Source organism: Microbacterium sp. F1-18, assembly GCF_052921305.1.
This window is the reverse complement of the sequence record NZ_JBREVD010000006.1, coordinates 48,713-64,815: the sequence shown is the minus strand read 5'-3', so window position 1 is coordinate 64,815 and position 16,103 is coordinate 48,713. Positions and strand designations below refer to the sequence as shown.

General features: G+C 70.9%; 11 protein-coding genes and 1 pseudogene. 3 read left to right on the top strand and 9 right to left on the bottom strand.

Annotated features, from left to right (window positions below; translation table 11 throughout):
- Positions 1-8: 8 nt before the first annotated feature.
- Positions 9-1,280 carry an ABC transporter substrate-binding protein gene (locus ACU6RU_RS15340; RefSeq protein ID WP_289330203.1) on the bottom strand — a complete coding sequence of 424 codons (1,272 nt, stop codon included), beginning with the start codon at positions 1,278-1,280 and terminating at the stop codon, positions 9-11.
- Between the two features lie 107 nt (positions 1,281-1,387).
- Between ACU6RU_RS15340 and ACU6RU_RS15335 the strand changes: the two genes are divergently transcribed.
- Positions 1,388-2,428: a LacI family DNA-binding transcriptional regulator gene (locus ACU6RU_RS15335; protein WP_289330204.1), complete on the top strand. Its 1,041-nt coding sequence runs from the start codon at positions 1,388-1,390 to the stop codon at positions 2,426-2,428.
- A 467-nt stretch (positions 2,429-2,895) separates the two neighbouring features.
- Here ACU6RU_RS15335 and ACU6RU_RS15330 read toward each other — a convergent pair.
- The 8 genes and pseudogenes from ACU6RU_RS15330 to ACU6RU_RS15295 all read right to left on the bottom strand — a co-directional run.
- Positions 2,896-5,031 (bottom strand): annotated as a pseudogene (locus ACU6RU_RS15330) (glycoside hydrolase domain-containing protein); the annotation flags it as partial.
- A 536-nt stretch (positions 5,032-5,567) separates the two neighbouring features.
- Complete coding sequence (locus ACU6RU_RS15325; protein WP_289330205.1) at positions 5,568-6,482, bottom strand: endo-beta-N-acetylglucosaminidase H; 915 nt, start codon at positions 6,480-6,482, stop codon at positions 5,568-5,570.
- 106 nt (positions 6,483-6,588) lie between these two features.
- A complete protein-coding gene (locus ACU6RU_RS15320; RefSeq protein ID WP_446726991.1) occupies positions 6,589-7,611 on the bottom strand; it encodes an SDR family oxidoreductase in 1,023 nt (340 codons plus the stop codon).
- A gap of 142 nt (positions 7,612-7,753) precedes the next feature.
- The gene (locus tag ACU6RU_RS15315; protein WP_147374451.1) at positions 7,754-8,122 is read right to left on the bottom strand and encodes a hypothetical protein; all 369 of its coding nucleotides are present in this window, start codon (positions 8,120-8,122) and stop codon (positions 7,754-7,756) included.
- A 70-nt stretch (positions 8,123-8,192) separates the two neighbouring features.
- Positions 8,193-9,680 (bottom strand): UDP-N-acetylmuramoyl-L-alanyl-D-glutamate--2,6-diaminopimelate ligase, encoded by a 1,488-nt coding sequence (locus ACU6RU_RS15310; RefSeq protein ID WP_446726990.1) that lies wholly within the window; start codon positions 9,678-9,680, stop codon positions 8,193-8,195.
- Positions 9,681-9,798: 118 nt separating this feature from the next.
- The gene (locus ACU6RU_RS15305) at positions 9,799-10,095 is read right to left on the bottom strand and encodes a DUF7882 family protein (protein ID WP_120265238.1); all 297 of its coding nucleotides are present in this window, start codon (positions 10,093-10,095) and stop codon (positions 9,799-9,801) included.
- Between the two features lie 64 nt (positions 10,096-10,159).
- Positions 10,160-11,620, bottom strand: a complete 1,461-nt coding sequence (locus tag ACU6RU_RS15300; protein ID WP_446726989.1) for a response regulator transcription factor — start codon at positions 11,618-11,620, stop codon at positions 10,160-10,162.
- A 179-nt stretch (positions 11,621-11,799) separates the two neighbouring features.
- Entirely contained in the window at positions 11,800-13,203 is a 1,404-nt protein-coding gene (locus tag ACU6RU_RS15295; protein ID WP_446726988.1) for a DUF222 domain-containing protein, read from the bottom strand.
- Positions 13,204-13,754: 551 nt separating this feature from the next.
- Between ACU6RU_RS15295 and ACU6RU_RS15290 the strand changes: the two genes are divergently transcribed.
- Complete coding sequence (locus ACU6RU_RS15290) at positions 13,755-14,060, top strand: hypothetical protein (RefSeq protein ID WP_446726987.1); 306 nt, start codon at positions 13,755-13,757, stop codon at positions 14,058-14,060.
- Complete coding sequence (locus ACU6RU_RS15285; RefSeq protein WP_446726986.1) at positions 14,057-16,066, top strand: sigma-70 family RNA polymerase sigma factor; 2,010 nt, start codon at positions 14,057-14,059, stop codon at positions 16,064-16,066. The genes ACU6RU_RS15290 and ACU6RU_RS15285 overlap by 4 nt, the downstream gene beginning before the upstream one ends.
- Positions 16,067-16,103 lie beyond the last annotated feature (37 nt).

Below are 16,103 nucleotides of genomic sequence, written 5' to 3'. Positions count from 1 at the left end.
GGCCGGCCTTACTGCCGTGCCAGCAGGTCGTTGAGCTTCTCGACCGACTTGTCGAGCGCTTCCTGGCCCGAGATGTCACCGCGGATGGCCAGGGCGATCTGCTGGTTCAGGTAGTCGTTCATCGCCCCGTTGACCGAGTAGGGGGTGAGCACCTCGGCGGTCTTCAGCGACTCGAAGCCGGTGATGCGCGCCTTCGCCGACGGGGTGCCGTCGTCGTCGGTGAAGTAGGGGTCGGCGTCGGACCCCTGGGTCGAGGGGAAGACGTTCGCGATGTGGGCGAAGGCGTTCTGGTTCTCGGCGTTGGTGACGAATTCGGCGAAGGCGAGCGCTGCGGCCAGGTTCTCGCTGCTCGCAGCCACGCTCACGCCCTGCACGTACAGCGGCGAGATGTTCAGGGCGGGGGTGATGGCGACGTTGCCCTTCAGACTCGGGTTGTTCTCCTCGAACGAATCGATGGCGGTCGCGCCGCCGGTCGTCCACGCGACCTTGCCCTGCGTGAACAGCTGCGCGTTCCCGAGGTAGTCGGCGTTCAGCACGGTCGGCGGCATCTCGCCGTTCGCGTAGGCCTCCGCGTAGCGATCGACGAGCGCGGCCGCCTCGGGGGTGTTGAACACGAACTCGGTGCCGTCGTCGTTGAGGATGTCGATGCCCTCGAGCGTGAAGTCGCCGATGCCGGGCACCCGGCTGATCAGGAAATCGTCGGGGCAGGCATCCGCCATCGTCGCTGCCTGCGCGAAGAGCTCGTCGGTCGTCTTCGGCGGGTTCGCCGAGTCGAGGCCGCACGCGTCGAGCTGGGTGGAGTTCCAGTAGTTGACGTCGGTGCCGAGGTACCAGGGATAGCCGTACACGCCTTCGACGCCGTCGAAGCGGTAGGCGTCGACCGAGCCCGCGAAGTAGGTCGACTCGAGGTCGGTGGCCTTGCTGACGTCGTAGAGCAGGTTCTGCCGGGCGAGAGGAAGGGCGAAGTCGGGCGGGAGGTTCACGACGTCGGGAAGCGTGTTCGTCGACGCCTGCGACAGCACCTTCTCGGAGTACCCGTCGCCGGGCTGGTCGAGAAGTTCGACGGTGACATCGGGGTACTTCTCCTCGAAGGCGTCGATGACGCCGTCGAGGTACTCGGCATAGGTGGGCGTGAGCGACCAGGTCTGGAACCGGATCGATCCCGCGACCTCGCCGTCGGGGTCGGAGCCGGCTCCGGGCCCGCTCGAGCACCCGGCCAGAAGCGCGGTGGCGGCGAGCAGTCCGAGCCCTGCCAAAGCGGGGGTTCGCGAGTTCCTCATGGTGTGCAACTCCTTCGTATGCAAACGGTGCGACGGGGTATAGCCTGAGCAACTAAACCGAGTAAGTCAAGGATCACTTATCCGGTTCAGCTCGCGAGGAGAAACCGATGACCACACCGCGCAAACGGGCGACCATCGCCGACATCGCCCGGCGGCTCGGTGTCTCGAAAGCGGCCGTGTCGTTCGCGCTCAACGACCGTCCCGGGGTGAGCGTCGAGCTGCGCGAACGCGTGCTCGCCGTGGCCGCCGAGCTTCGGTACCGACCCAACTCCGCGGCGCTCGCGCTCGGGCGCTCGCGCGTCGACGTCATCGGGCTCGTCATCAACCGCCCCGCGCGGACCCTCGGCACCGAAGCGTTCTTCCCCGAACTCATGGCCGGCATCCAGGCGGGACTGTCGGAGACCCACACCGGCCTGCAGACCCTCGTCGTCTCGTCACTCGAGGAGGAGCTCGCCGCCTACAGCACGTGGCAGGCGACGCAGCGCGTCGACGGGGTGATCGTCGTCGACCCGCGCCGCGACGACGCGCGCATCGCGCTCCTGGCCGAACTCGACCTGCCGGCGGTGCAGATCGGCAGCCACCCGAGCATCGATGCGGCGATCCCGAGCGTCTGGATCGACGACCACGCCGTGGCCACGGCACTCTTCGAGACGCTCTTCGACCTCGGGCACCGTCGCGTCGCGCACGTGACGGGGCCGCTCGACTTCGAGCACACCGAGCTGCGCCGGTCTGCCCTGAGCGAGTGCGCTCGGCGCTACGACGCCCCGGCGCCGCTCTCCGTGGCGACGGACTACTCCGCCGAGCAGTCGGCTGAGGCCACCCACTCGTTGCTCGCCGGCGGTGACCGACCGACCGCGATCGTCTACGACAACGACGTCTTGGCGCTCGCGGGTCTGCGGGTCGCCCAGGAGCTCGGTGTCTCGATCCCCGGCGACGTCTCGGTCGCGAGCTTCGACGACTCGATCGCGATGAGACTCGTGCGCCCCTCGATCACGGCGCTCACGCGCGACACCTATGCGCTCGGGGAGCTCGCCGCGCGGACCTTGATGGATGTCATCGGGTCGGACGGCCCGGTGGCATCCGTCGCCGCGGCCCCGCCCGCGTTGTCCGCGCGCGAGAGCACCGGCCCGGCGAAGACCTCCAGCTGAGCGAGATCGATCCGGGTCACCGCTTCGAAACGCACCCATGCGATGTCAGGGACCCCACCCCGCGTAGCGAACGGCCGGGTCTGCGACGCGATGTGGAGTTCTTCACCAGAAGGTTCGTCGACGCGTTCGTCGAGGTCGAACCACTCCCCCGACGGGGTGCGCCCGCGCAGTCGCCAGGACACCGTCGTGACCGCTGCGGGCGAGCCCGGGTCGGGACACCTCACCGGCAGCGGCGCGGGCCGCCCCGCGAGCGTGACCGTGTAGAGCCCGATGCTCGACGAAGCGCGCAGCGGGAGGTCGACGGCGTCGCCGGGTTCGAGGCACAGGACGCTCTCGCCGATGTCGTCGGTGACCGATCGCGGCACGACCTCGAGCAGGTCGACGAGCGGCGGTGCGTCGAACTCGACGCTGAAGGATGTGGGCCGTGTCGTCTTCGCCCACCCCGCTGGTTCGTCCGAGAGCTCCACCTCGATGAGTTCGGCTCGACGGACGACATCCGCGGGCACCGCGATGCGCTCCCACACCCGCCCGTCGATGCGCACCTCTCGGATGTACGGCCGCCCGGCGCCGGTCGTGATGATCTCGAGGGGGCGCTCACGCCCCTCCGGATGCAGCACGACGCGGGGTAGCAGCGGCGGCGTCAGCACGAACTCGCCCGTGCCGGGCACGAGCGGATAGAGGCCGAGCACGGCGAAGAGGTACCACGCCGACATCTCGCCGTTGTCCTCGTCGCCGGGGTACCCCTGCCCGATGTCCGAACCGGCGAACAGGCGGTCGCGGGCCTCGACGACGATCCGGTGGGCGTCGTCGTGTCGCCCCGCGAAGCAGTACATGAACGGGATGTGGTGCGCGGGCTGGTTCGACAGCCCCAGCATGCCCATGCGAACGTCGCGCGCCTCGCTCATCTCGTGGATGACGAACCCGTACGAGCCGACGAGGTCGGGGGCGGCCGTCTCGGGCGTGGCGAAGAAGGCGTCGAGAGCGGCGCCGAGCGCCTGCTCGCCCCCGTGCAGCGCGGCGAGCCCCGCCCCGTCGTGCGGCGCAGTGAACATCGTGCCCCACGCGTTGGTCTCGGTGTAGTCGTACCCCCACTCGGCGGGGTCGAACTCGTCCGCGCCCACGCGCCACTCGCCGTCCGGGCGTCGCCCCAGGAAGAAGCCGAGGTCGTGGTCGCCGTGCCGGCGGAGGCCGGGACGGAACACCGAACGGTAGGCGAGCGCGCGGCGCGCGAGGTAGTCGGCCTCCGCGGCGAGTCGGTCGCGCTCGGCGGCATCCGTCTCCTTCCGGAGCAACGCGCGGGCGAGGCGGGCAGCGGCAGCATCGTTGATCGCGTTGTCGAGCGTCCACGACATGCCCTCGTGCGTGTCGGTGTCGGTGAAGCCACGGAAGATCGCGGGGCGGAGCCCCTTGCGGCCGACCCGCGGATCCGCGGCGGGCACGGTCGCGTGCCGCAGGGCCGATCGGTAGGCCTGCCGCGTGTCGATCGCGACCCCGAGTGCCTCGAGCCCCGCGAAGACCGTGTCGCTGGTCGTGCCGGTCATCGAATCGACCGGCTCCGGCGCGCTCCACCTGGCGACCCATCCGGCGTCGCGGAAGTGCTGCACGAAGCCGTCGGCGAGGGCCGCGGCGGTGCGCGGGGCGAGGAGCCCGAGGAGCGGCCAGGCGGTGCGGTAGGTGTCCCAGAAACCATTGTTCGACGAGTACCTGCCCGATCGCACGACACCGTCCACCGGGCTGCGGTAACGGAGGCCGTCGGGCGACGGCTCGTCGTGGGCGTTCGGGTAGCTGAAGACGCGGGCGAGCGATCCGGCTATCGAGCGGAGGGTGTCGTCCGAGACGGCGCCCGGCGCTGAGATCTCGAACCGTTCGAACACCCCGCGCCACGCCGCCTCGGCCGCGGCGCGCATGTCGTCGACACCGTCGGCGGCACGGGCGTTCTCGGCCGCTTGAGCGGCGTCGATCGTCGACATCCCCACGACGATGTCGACGGCGGGTCGCTCGAAGACGATCGCGCCGCGCAGCGAGCCGCGTGAGAGCGCGAGGTCGTGGCGGCGAACCCCCGGCAGCACGGCGTGCACATGGTGGTCGGGGCGACCGCCGCCGTCGCGGAGGTGGACATCGAGGTGCAGTGCCCCGTCGTGTTCCGCCCACGCGGCCGAGACCGCTTCGCCCAGGTGATCGACGACGACCGACAGCTTGTCCGAGTGCGAGCGGAACCGCATGCCCACGGCATGGCGGGCCGCGGTCAGCAGCACCGAGACTCCGTCGAGCTCGACCCGGTACTCGTGCGGGGATGCGTGTTCGCCGGCCCTGGCGAATCGGCGCGCCCGCTTCCGACGGTCGCGCTGGGGCCTCTCGTTCGGGCTCGGCATGAGCTCGAACACACCACGGTCGCCGATCCACGGACTCGGGATATGACTCGTCGCGAACGCCTGGATCGCCGGGCGGTCGACCTGGTAGCGATAGGGCCAGTTGCCCGCCGAGGCATCGGTCATCGGCAGCGCGAACACGCCGCCGTGGGGCAGGGTCACGATGGGCGCGGTGTTCCCGCGCGAGAAGCGATCCGATCCCCGGGTTCCGCGGCGGGTGTCGGCCCATCCCATCAGGTGCTCCGGGCGGTGCGGCACGGGCTCGATGACGGGTGGGGCGACGAACACGATGCGCCCGCCCCGACCCGGGCCGACAACGACGCGCACGCCCGCGATCCGACGCCCGACGACGGGCGAGAGGTCGACGGTGCGGCGGTTCCACTGATCGACCCAGAGGCGCTTCGAGCGTGCCTGCGCGCCGGGGTCGACGGCGTCGCCGTACTGGTCTCGCGCGCCGGCCCCCGAGAGGGTGGTGCCGTCATCGAACACGAGGTCGACGGCCACGGCGGTCGCCGCGTAGCGATCGTCAGGCATCCCCTCACGGGACTCCGCCGCGACGGGGAACACGTCGACGGTGAGCTGTTCCCCCGCCGCGACACGGCGCCCGCGCAGGTCGGGCTGCTCGTTCGCAGCGGGCAGGTCGGTCACGGACGGGCCGGCACCGACGTCGATCCGGAAGCAGCGACGCCGGTCGGATTCGGCGGTGTCGGCGGGTGCGAAGGCGGGGACGGCGCGGCGGACGCGCTGACCCCGCGTAGGAATGTCGACCATCAGCCGACGTAGACCGCTTCCTGACCCGAGAGCTGGCGCGTGAACGACGACACGTACGAGCTGCGGTCGCCCGCGGTCAGGTTGTAGGTGACGTAGACGCCGTACCCCTCGTCCACGGTACGGCGGGCGAGGTTCGCCGCCGTCGTCGCCGACGTCTGCGTCAGGTCGATCGCGGCGGGACCGAGGCGGTCCTTGCCGACCCCCGGGTAGGCGGGGATGTTGTACTGCCCGTAATAGGGGTTCCAGATGTAGTCGAGCTTGTCGAGCACCGATGCCGGAGCGGACTTCAGGCTCGCGGCCGCGGCGCCGATGTCGTAGAGCGAGATGATGCTGCCGGCCGGCAGCTTCGCATCGAGCGCGTCGACGAGCCACCGAGCGGAGTCGGCGTTCGCCGCCGGCACGCCGTTCGAGCCGTACGTGACCCACTCGTCGTCGATGTCGACGCCGTCGAGACCGTACTGCTCGACCACGGCGGCGACCTGGTCGGCGAAGGCCGCGGCGGCGGCCTGCGACGGGAAGTTGGCGAAGCCGGCAGCCTGATGGTTGCCGAGCAGCGACAGGGTGACCTTGATGCCCTTGTCCTGCAGGGGCCGGATCTGCGTGTCGGCATCCTCGAGGGTGGCTGTCACCTGATCGTTCAGGTGCAGCACGGCCCCGGTACCGTCGTGGTTGATGTTCGCGGCGAAGATGATCGCGACGTCGAACGCGTTCGAGCCGTCGGCCAGCTCGTAGTCGCCGACGGTCCGGAGCTCGTTGCTGTTGACCTCGACGTACGCAACGGTCAGCGGGTCGGTCGACGCGGCCGACGCGGCCGACACGGCGGTACCGGGCGCGAATGCGGCTGTGGCCAGCGCGGCCGCCGCGAGCGCGGCGAGCGCGGCGGAACGGCGGGCGGGGCGGGGGGTCCTCGACATGATGCTCCTCATTGAGTTCGCTGTCGTCGGCACGGTGCCGACGCGTGCCAGAGAACCCGACTTAACCGAATTAGTCAACGGGCGCGGCCCCGGGTTCGGCGGAGCGTCAACGACGCTGCAGTAGCGACCTCGCTCCGGCGATGACCCCCACGACCGCCGCGGACGCCGCCGCCGACGCTGCGGCGTACAGCGGCGCGCGATGACGGATGGCCCAGGTCTGCAGGCTCTCGCCCCGCGCCCGGTCGTCGAATGCGCCGTGCGCACCATGGTCGCCCGGCACCGGCTCATACAGGTTCGGCGGTGTCGCGGGTGCGTCCGACCCGGGGGCGAACTGGCCTTCCCACGCGTTCTTGGCGAGGTACCAGTCGAGGAAGCGGCCCGCGACGCGCGTGCCGAGGATGAGACCGACGGTCGATTCCCCCACCCATGTCCGCCGGCGCGGCCGGTCGGCGACGTCAGCGACGGCCCGCGCTCCGACCTCGGGCTGGAAGATGGGCGGCACCGGCTGCGGATGCTGCGCGAAGTTCGACTTCACCCAGCCGAACTGGGTCGTGTTGAGGGCGGGCATGTCGACGATCGAGACGGCGACGCGGCTCTTCTCGTGGGTGAGCTCGGACACGACGGCATCCGTGAATCCGTGGATCGCGTGCTTCGCACCGCAGTAGGCGGCTTGCAGGGGGATGCCGCGGTGGGCGAGCGCCGACCCGATCTGGATGATGTGACCGTGGTCGCGGTCGCGCATCCGCCGGAGCGCCGACCGCGTGCCGTTGACGGCGCCGAGGTAGGTCACCGCCGTGGCGCGGTCGAAGTCACCCGGCGTCGTGTCGAGGAAGGTGGCGATCGCCCCCGACATGACGTTGTTGACCCACAGGTCGATCGGTCCGAGGCTCTCCTCGACATCGGCTGCCGCGCGGTCGACGGCATCCGCGTCGGCGACGTCGACCGACACCGCGAGCGCGCGGCGTCCGGAGGCCTCGATGTCGGCGACGGCGCCGTCGAGGCCGTCACGGCCGCGCGCCAGGACTGCGACGTCCCAGCCACGGCGCGCGAGCTCGCGGACGATCGCCCGCCCCAGGCCCGCGCTTCCTCCGGTGACGACGGCGACTCCGCGCCCGCTCGATGCGACCATGACGATCTCCTTCCACCGAGGCATCCACGGTGGAAGCTCGCGATCGCGACCATTGTCGGCACGTGCGCGAGCGAGAGCGCAGCCGTTGCCAGGCCGCGAGGAATGGTCTAGGGGACGGTGCAGGGGAACGGTCCGGGCGCGCTCAGCGCATGCCCGACATGCGGTCCCATTCGATCGACTTGAACTGCAGGAAGGTGCAGAGGTTTCCCGCGAAGGCGACCTCTGCGGCGAGACCAGCCATCTGGTACGGCGTGAGGGTGAGGTCGTCGGAGCGGGCGGTGAGCGTCGCTTCCCATTCGGGGTCGTCGATGGCCCGCGGCTGCATGTAGACGTCGGCAGGCGCATTCTCGAGGTGCACGATGACGAGCCCGGTGTCGAGCCCGTCCGACCCGTCTTGAATGGCGACCTTGACCGAGACGCCGGGCGCCTTCCCCTGCTCGAGGAACTCGGCGACCCACTCCTCGAGGAGAGTCTTCGTCCGCACGGGGACGCGGTGGATATCGTCGCTCATCACGTCGAATCTTGCCATAACCCGAATGAAAACGCCCGCCGTTTCCGGCTGGACGCGGTGCTGGATCGAACTACCGCGCGTCGGGCAGCAGCGCATGCCGCTCGCGCCAGGTCCGCAGCGCGCCGGCGGCGATCGAGACGTCGTCGGATGCGACGGCGTCGTCGCCGATGATCTGCACCGATTCGTGCCCCTTGCCGGCGATGAGGATCGTGTCGTCGGGTGCTGCTGCGGCCACCGCTTCCGCGATCGCCGAGGCGCGGTCGCGGATGACGCGAACGTTCTCGAGCGAGCGGAATCCGGCGAGGATGTCGGCGACGATCGCGTCGCCGTCCTCGTGATGGATGTCGTCGTCGGTGACGATGATCGTCTGGGCGATCTCTTCGGCGATGACCGCCATCTCGGGTCGTTTGCCGCGATCGCGGTCGCCCGTGCAGCCGAACACCACGCTCAGTCGTCCGGGACCGCTCGAGAGGGCGATGAGCGCCTGGCGCAGCGCGTCGGGCGTGTGGGCATAGTCGACCACGACGTGCGGACCGACCCCGGGCGAGACGACCTGCATGCGGCCGGGAACCCGGCGGATGGCGCGCACCGCTGCCGCGATCGCGTCGGGCGCGGTGCCTTGCGCGTGGAGGACGCCAGCCGTCATCGCGAGGTTGTCGACGTTGAACCGGCCGATGAGCGGTGAGGCGACGTCGTAGCTCTCACCGTCGATCGTCAGGATGAAGTCGGCGCCGTCGGGGCGCACCCGGATGTTGTCGGCGCGAATGGTCGCCGTCGGCGCCCCGACGGTCGACACGCCGACATCCGTCAGCCCGGTCGGCAGTGCGATGCCCGCGACGTACGGGTCGTCGAGGTTGCGGACCGCGGCCCGGACGCCGGGCAGGTGGAAGATCCGCTGCTTGGCCTGCCCGTAAGCCTCCATCGACTCGTGGTAGTCGAGGTGGTCGCGGGTGAGGTTGGTGAACGCGGCGATGTCGAAATGGCATCCGTCGACCCTCCCCTGCGTGAGCGCGTGCGAGCTCAGCTCGATCGCGACCGCGTCGGCGCCCGCGTGACGGATGTCGGCGAGGAGTTCGTGCATGTCGACCACCGACGGAGTGGTGAGCGAGGTCTTGGCGAGGGCGCCGAACAGGCCGGCGCCGAGCGTGCCGATCGTGGCCGCGCGATGACCGAGGATCTGCCAGCTCTGCGCGAGCAGCTGCACCGTCGACGTCTTGCCGTTCGTGCCGGTCACCCCCACGAGGGTCATGTTCGCGGACGGGTGTCCGGTGTACTGGTCGGCCAGGCGCCCGATGACAGTCGTCAGGTGCGGGATGCCGCGCACGCGGTCGTCGACGTGGGTGACGCTCGCGTCGGTCAGGACGAGGGCCGCGCCGCGTTCGAGAGCCTGCGTGATGTGCTCGCGCACCCGCTCGTCGCGGCCGAGCGCGACGAAGACGTCGCCGGCTTGCACCGTGCGACTGTCGCCGCGCAGGCGTCCGCCGGGTACGTTCCCCCCGGCGACCCCCGTCGCCCACCATTCGGGGTCGAGGTTCCGACCCTGCCCAGCGTCCTGCATCTCCCGCCCCACTGCTCTCTGACCCGATGGTCCCCGGAACGGGCGGCAACCCGGAGCAAGGACTCGATGGAGTCTGAGATTGGCACTGTAACGTAAGCGCCGCTTAAGCCAGCGGACATCAGCCCTGGGGTTCGGGCACCATCCGCAGGCCGTCGGCACTGTTGGCCGATTCCATGAGGGCGTCGATCCACTTCGGGTTGATCTGCGGCTGCCGGCTGCCGGCGAACTGGAACTGCACCGAGATCGTGGGGTGCAGCCAGAAGTCGCGGCGGCTCGTGCCGTGGGGCGAGGTCGTCTCGAACATCAGCGGTTCGCCGCGCCGCAGCTTGGTCATCAGGACCAGCCGGAGGTGCGCGAGCGCCCGATCGTCGATCTCGACGAAGTTGGCCGCGTTGTCGTAGAAGAATCTGCCCACGGGCAAAGCTTAGGTGGCGGTGGGGCGCGCGGGGGCGGCGGCTATCATCCGGCGTGGGCCGGGCTCAGAAGAAGAACCCGTGCCGTTCGAGCATGCTGACCGCCTCGCTGCGGCTCGAGACGCCCAACTTGGCGTAGAGCGAGCGCAGCTGCGACTTGATCGTGTTGATCGAGACGGTGAACTGGTGCGCGAGTCCGGCGTACGTCTTGTCGTCGCGCAGCGCCATGGCCACGGATCGTTCGCGGGGGGTGAGCGCGGGAAGAGCCTGCCTCGGCGGGCGGGAGTCGCGAAGCCGCAGGGGCTCGATGGCCGCGCTGATGCGTGCGGCGAGATCGGGGCGCCGGTCGCGGAGTCGGTTCTCCAACGGGGCGAGCTGCGCGTGCGGGATCGTGACGAACGGCGCGATGAGGTCGCCGGTGTGCAGGGCGAGGCCGCAGGCCTCGTCGAACAGGGCGTCGGCGGCGTCGGGCTGCTCGAGGCGGTCTCGCGCCACGGCGCGGCGCACCAGGACGATGGCGAGGGTGCGCGGGCAGTGCTCGGCTCCGAGCGCGAGGCAAGCGTCGGTGACCTCGAGTGCGGCGCGTTCGTCGCCGAGCGCGAGATGGGCGGCCGCGCGCTGCGCCTCGAAGCACACGGTGTGGCTCGGTGTTGACGTGGGGCCGTCGAGCAGGGACAGTGCACGGCGGGCGGCGCCTTGGGCCAGGGTCGCGTCCGCGAGGGCGGAGAGCGCCAGCTCACGGATCAGCCGGTGGCTGAGGTGCGCCCAGGCGCCGCCGAGCGCCGTTCGCAGGCCGGCGGCGCCTGCGGTGAGGTCGCCGAGGATGACGAGGGCGAGGGCGTCCGCCGTCGCGGCCGCGTGCTGCGCGTAAGGGTCACGGGGAGCGCGCGATCGTAGCGCTGCGGCGGCGCGCGAGACGCGTGCCGCGTCGAATGCGCCGGCTGCCAGCAGGATGTCGGCGAGGGCGAGGGCGTAGTCGGTGTCGGCGGCGTTCCAGCGGTTCGCGCGCCCCAGCTCGGCGCACATATTGCGGGATCTCGCCGCGGCGTCGAACTCGCCGTTCACCGCGAAGACCAGGGTCTGCACGGCCGCGGCGCGGTAACGCACGGCGTGGCTGTCGGCGAAGGTGAGCGCTCGCGATGCGTAGAGGCCGGCATCGCGCGGGCGTCCTGCCGCCGCGTACACCTCGGCCACCGCCGCGAACAGCGATCCCAGCGCATCGAGCCCCAGCACGGCGCGGGCCCGCAGACGCCCCTCGGTGAAGTGGCCGTCGACGAGGGCGAGCGCGCCGTCGAGGTCGTCGAGTCGCACGCGGGCGATGAGCATCCCTTCGAGCAGGTGCACGTTCGACTCGGTCCACAGTTGCGGCGTCGCGCCGACGTCGAGCGTGCGCAGCCGCGCCAGGTCGACCTGGGTGGGTCGCCCGGGCCGGGCGCCGGGCAGACTGCCCGCGACGACGCGATGCGCGGTGGCCCGCAGCTCGTGGGTGCGGCTGGGATGCGGGATGGCGCGGCGCTCGATCGTCACGATGGGTCTCCGGAGTGTCTGGATCACGCGATGCGGTCGTCGCATCGTCATATGAGGGACGCCGCGAGGCCCGCATCGTGACGCGACTTCTCGAGATCGTCGCGTCGCGCGCGGATGCCAGGAGTAAGAGGAGGGAGCATCGCGCGGCAACATCGAACCCCGGACGCCGGCCCGTCGGGTCAGAAGGGTGGTGGTGATCCGGCTGGCGGTGTATCAGCGGGTCGGCCGTCCGGTGTTGGGTCGGCGGCGTTGGCGGTGAAGCACACGGCCGGCGTCGGTACGTCTTCGCGGTAGACCCACCCCAGGGGCGAGGTCCATTCGAGGACCCCGCCGCCGATCTGCCGCACGTCCCATCTCGTGAATTGCTTCATCGAATGGTGCCGCTGGCACAGGTGGGCGAGGTTGTAGATGTGGGTGTGGCCGCCGAGGGCGTAGTCGATGGTGTGGTCGAGTTCGCACCGGATCGCGGCTCTGCGGCATCCGGGGAACCTGCAGTGCTGGTCTCGGGCGGTGAGGAGTTTCTTCATCGCGACGGTGGGCCGGTACGTGTCGATCTCAACCGGGGTGCGGGTGACGGAGTCGATGAACAATCGATCCCATTCGGAGACCTGCGCGGCGAGCTGGCGGGCGGTGTCGGCATCGATCAACCCGGCGCCCACGGCCTCGGCCGGGTGCTCGTCGTCGCCGGTCAGGGTCTGCGCGGTGACGGCGACCTGGACGCGTGCGCGGATCGCCCCGAGCCCACCGGCCCGGTCTGTCCCGTAGGTCGGATCGACCACGGGTGCTCCGCTGAGGACGAGGTCGCCGAGGATGTCAGCCCGCAACTGATCCATCGTCCTCGCATCCGGCACAACCTCCGAACCCGCACCGCCCGCGGCATCCGCGCCCGAACCGCCAGCCCCCGCAGCATCCGCACCCTCCGCCCGGGCGTCCTTGACGGACTGCCCCATCTGCGTCAGCCGGTCAAGCATCCCCGCAGCGATGACGGTGGGAAGGTTGGCGACGAGGTTCGACATCCCGTCGGCCCCGTGGGACACCCGCACGCACCGCTCCGCCGCCGCAGCCGTATGCCGCTCCGTGAACGATCGCGGGTGCACCCGCGCCGCCAACGCGTCCAGCGCGCCCCGTACGCGTGAGGGCACATCCCGCTCGCACACGCCGATCGCAGCCTCCGCGAACTCACCGCGCACCTCGTCCGGCAGCCCCGCCCCGGCCTTCACGACCACATCGACGTGTCCGCGTTCGATCCGCCGCTCCACCCACGCCGCGAACACGGCCGGGTAGTCATCGATGACGGTCATCGCATGGTCGATCTCGCCCTGCAACCGCCGATCCGTCAACCGCGCCATCCCCGCCGCTTCAGCCGCGACCGATCGCAGCTCCATGTCGGACGCCAAGCCCCGCACCCCGTCTCGCCGGGCCTCCCGCAACGCCGACCGCCCCAGGTCAGCCAACGCACGCATCCGCGCAACATCCGCGGCATGCGAGAGATCGAGCGCTTCCGCGTACCTCGCGAACGCGAGCACCTGTGGGGGCGCGGAGTCACCGCATCGCACCTCGCCGCTCCTGTAGTTCGCTGCCATGTTCCCATTGTGGCAGCGAGGTACGACATAGCTATCGAATCTCTGTTCGATCACAAAAGTCAGCGAACGGCGCCACGTGGGGAGGAACCAATGGTCCCACCAGGGCGCCATCCCACCCTCACCATCCCGCGACCCCCACCCCGCGACCCCCACCCCGCGAAACCCACCCCGCACCCGATCTCGCCCGGCAAGGAATTCCGCCTTTTCGCGTCACGATTCGCCATCGCCGGTGTCTCATCAGCATGCACGCTGCGACGAACACGCTCCCGGCGCCTCCGGCGACGAGAAGCCGGACCCGGACCCGGCCCTCCTTCCGACGCGCCGGCGACCGCGCCCGCACCGGCGCCCGCAACCGCCGGCACCAGCTGAACCACTCCCCCGACCAGCCCCACACCCCTACGCACCACTATCCCCGGACCCCGTCCGCGGCATGTCTGAGCACGATCACCTTCCGGTCAGCCGCGTGTCCGATCGGTCGCATACGAACCCGCCGAAGCAGCACTCCTGCCGGAGCGATCCGCCCGGCCACGGTCGAGATCAGCGGCGCGACCGTGCGGGTCACTTGGGGTTGGTCGAGCACCCGCGAACACTCGTGGCATCGCCGCGATGTCGGGTTCGTGTGCTCGTCGCGCGCTGCGGACGGCGACAGCGCCACGGCCCGCCTCATTCTCATCACCGACAAGTCGCGCGGCGACGCGGTGATCGCCACTCTCGCCTGCGACGGCTTCTCACCCGAGGTCTACGCGGCTCTCACCCGTCATCTGCGCAACGTCGAGGCGATCGGCGATGCCGAACGATCCGACCCGTTCGCTCGGCTGGGCGCGGGACCATCCGCCGACCCCCTCACGTCATCATGAGCGCCGGATCGCACCGCCTGAGACTGGCGTCTCCCGACGACGGCGAGCCGCGCACACCGACCGCCGCAGCGTCCGATGACGAGCTCGTCGAGCGCGCCCGGAATCATGATGAACGCGCCTACGGCGAGCTCTGGCTGCGCCACTCGGCCGCCGCTCACGCCGTCGCTCGCGCATACTCGTCGCTCGATCCCGATGATGTCGTCGCTGAGGCGTTCGCCCGCATCCTGTCTGCCATCCGGCGCGGTGGCGGGCCTTCGATGGGGTTCCGACCGTACCTGTTGACGTCGGTCCGCAACGTCGCCCACAAGTGGGGCGCGCAGCAGCAGCAGGTGTACGCCACCGACCTGGAGGATGCCGCCGACGAGACGGCTCCCGACGCCGAATGGTCGACGATCGCGGGCTTCGACTCGAGCGCTGTCGCGTCGGCGTTCGCGACCCTCCCCACCCGCTGGCAGGAAGCCCTCTGGTACAGCGAGGTCGACGGTCTGAAGCCGCGCCAGTTCGCACCGCTGCTCGGTCTCGCCCCGAACGCAGCATCCGCTCTTGTCGTGCGCGCACGGCGCGGTTTCCGCGATGCGTGGGTGTCGGCGCAGCTCCGCCGCGCCGACAACGAGGAGTGCCGCGAGACCCTCGAACTGCTCGGGGCGCATTCGCGATCGGGCCTGTCGCGGCGCGACACGCGGCGCGTCGAGCAGCACCTCTCGACGTGCGAGGGATGCGCGCTCGCCTGGGTCGAGGCACGCGACGTCTCATCGCGGCTGGCGCTCGTGCTCGTTCCCCTCGTGGTCGGCATCCCGGCTGCCGCGTCGTACACGGCGTGGACGCAGTCGGGTGCTGCACAGGTCGCGACCTTCGCCCTCGGCCCCGCAGGCGCGACGGGCGCGACCGGCGGCACCGGCGCCGGCATCACCACCGGCACCCCGCGCGGCACCACCACGGGCGCACCGACCTCACGACGAGCCGCACGATCCGCCACGCGGTCGGGATGGCGTCGTCCCCTGTTCGTCGTCGTCGCTGCCGTCGCCGCGGCGGGAACGGCGATCGCCGTCACGCTGCCGCTCACCGAATCGACGACCGCTCCCCCGCGGGCGACCGAGTCAGAGCCGCACCTGCACCGCACATCGTCCGACGCGCGCGCGGCCGGCGCTGTGTCTGAGAGCCCGACCTCCGAGGCGCCCCCGGTCGCCGAACCGCCTGCGCAGCCGCCGCGCGACGCGACCCCTGACGCGCACGAGCGCTCTGCGCCCAGCCCTCGCCTCATCCCCGCGCCGAACGCTCCCTCGGTCCCGAGCTCGCCTCGACCGCAGGCAGACGCTACGGCTTCACCGAACTCTCCCGTCGATACCGGCACCTCGGAGCACACCCCGACCCCCACCCCGACGCCGAACCCCACCCCGACTCCCGGCACCTCGCAGCCGCCCGTCGTCACCGCGCCCGCCGCGCCGACGATGACGGTCGACAGCAGCGCCGGGCCGAGCGTCTACCCGCTGATCTCGGGCACGGCGACCCCCGGCGCGGTCGTCGAGGTCATCGACGAGAACGGCACGGTCTGGGCCCGCACCGAGGCAGACGCCGACGGCGCGTGGACGGCATCCGACCTCTCGGGCGGACGCGACCAGACGGATGCCGCGGCCTACCTGCCCCCGGGCCGGCATGCGCTGTCGGCACGGCAGCGCGTCGACGGGCAGCTCTCGTCGCTCTGCCCGCCCGCCGCTGTGACGGTGTCGCCGCCACCGACGTTCACCGCTCCCCTCGCGAGCTCGTCGGTGCCGGCATCCGGGTTCGACATCGGCGTGACGGGTCAGCCGAACCTGGTCGTCCAGCGCGCCCGTGTCGGCGACGCCGCGCCCTGGCGCGGCGAGCAGATGCGCCTCGACGCCGACGGGATCTTCGTGGGGCGATACATGGTGCCATCGCCCGGCCCGGTGACGCTCGCGGTGCGATACATCGATCCCGCCACGGGCCGCTTCGGTCCGCCGTCGTTCGTGTCGTTCACCACGTTCTGATCGGCGGCCGCGACCGGATTCCGCACCCCGGCCCGCT

Excerpts from the sequence above, each read along its gene's own strand:
- ACU6RU_RS15295 (WP_446726988.1), bottom strand. The coding sequence starts at position 13,203 with ATGGCAGCGAACTACAGGAGCGGCGAGGTGCGATGCGGTGACTCCGCG.
- ACU6RU_RS15285 (WP_446726986.1), top strand. The coding sequence starts at position 14,057 with ATGAGCGCCGGATCGCACCGCCTGAGACTGGCGTCTCCCGACGACGGC.
- ACU6RU_RS15335 (WP_289330204.1), top strand. The coding sequence starts at position 1,388 with ATGACCACACCGCGCAAACGGGCGACCATCGCCGACATCGCCCGGCGG.
- ACU6RU_RS15325 (WP_289330205.1), bottom strand. The coding sequence starts at position 6,482 with ATGTCGAGGACCCCCCGCCCCGCCCGCCGTTCCGCCGCGCTCGCCGCG.
- ACU6RU_RS15310 (WP_446726990.1), bottom strand. The coding sequence starts at position 9,680 with ATGCAGGACGCTGGGCAGGGTCGGAACCTCGACCCCGAATGGTGGGCG.
- ACU6RU_RS15315 (WP_147374451.1), bottom strand. The coding sequence starts at position 8,122 with ATGAGCGACGATATCCACCGCGTCCCCGTGCGGACGAAGACTCTCCTC.
- ACU6RU_RS15340 (WP_289330203.1), bottom strand. The coding sequence starts at position 1,280 with ATGAGGAACTCGCGAACCCCCGCTTTGGCAGGGCTCGGACTGCTCGCC.
- ACU6RU_RS15320 (WP_446726991.1), bottom strand. The coding sequence starts at position 7,611 with ATGGTCGCATCGAGCGGGCGCGGAGTCGCCGTCGTCACCGGAGGAAGC.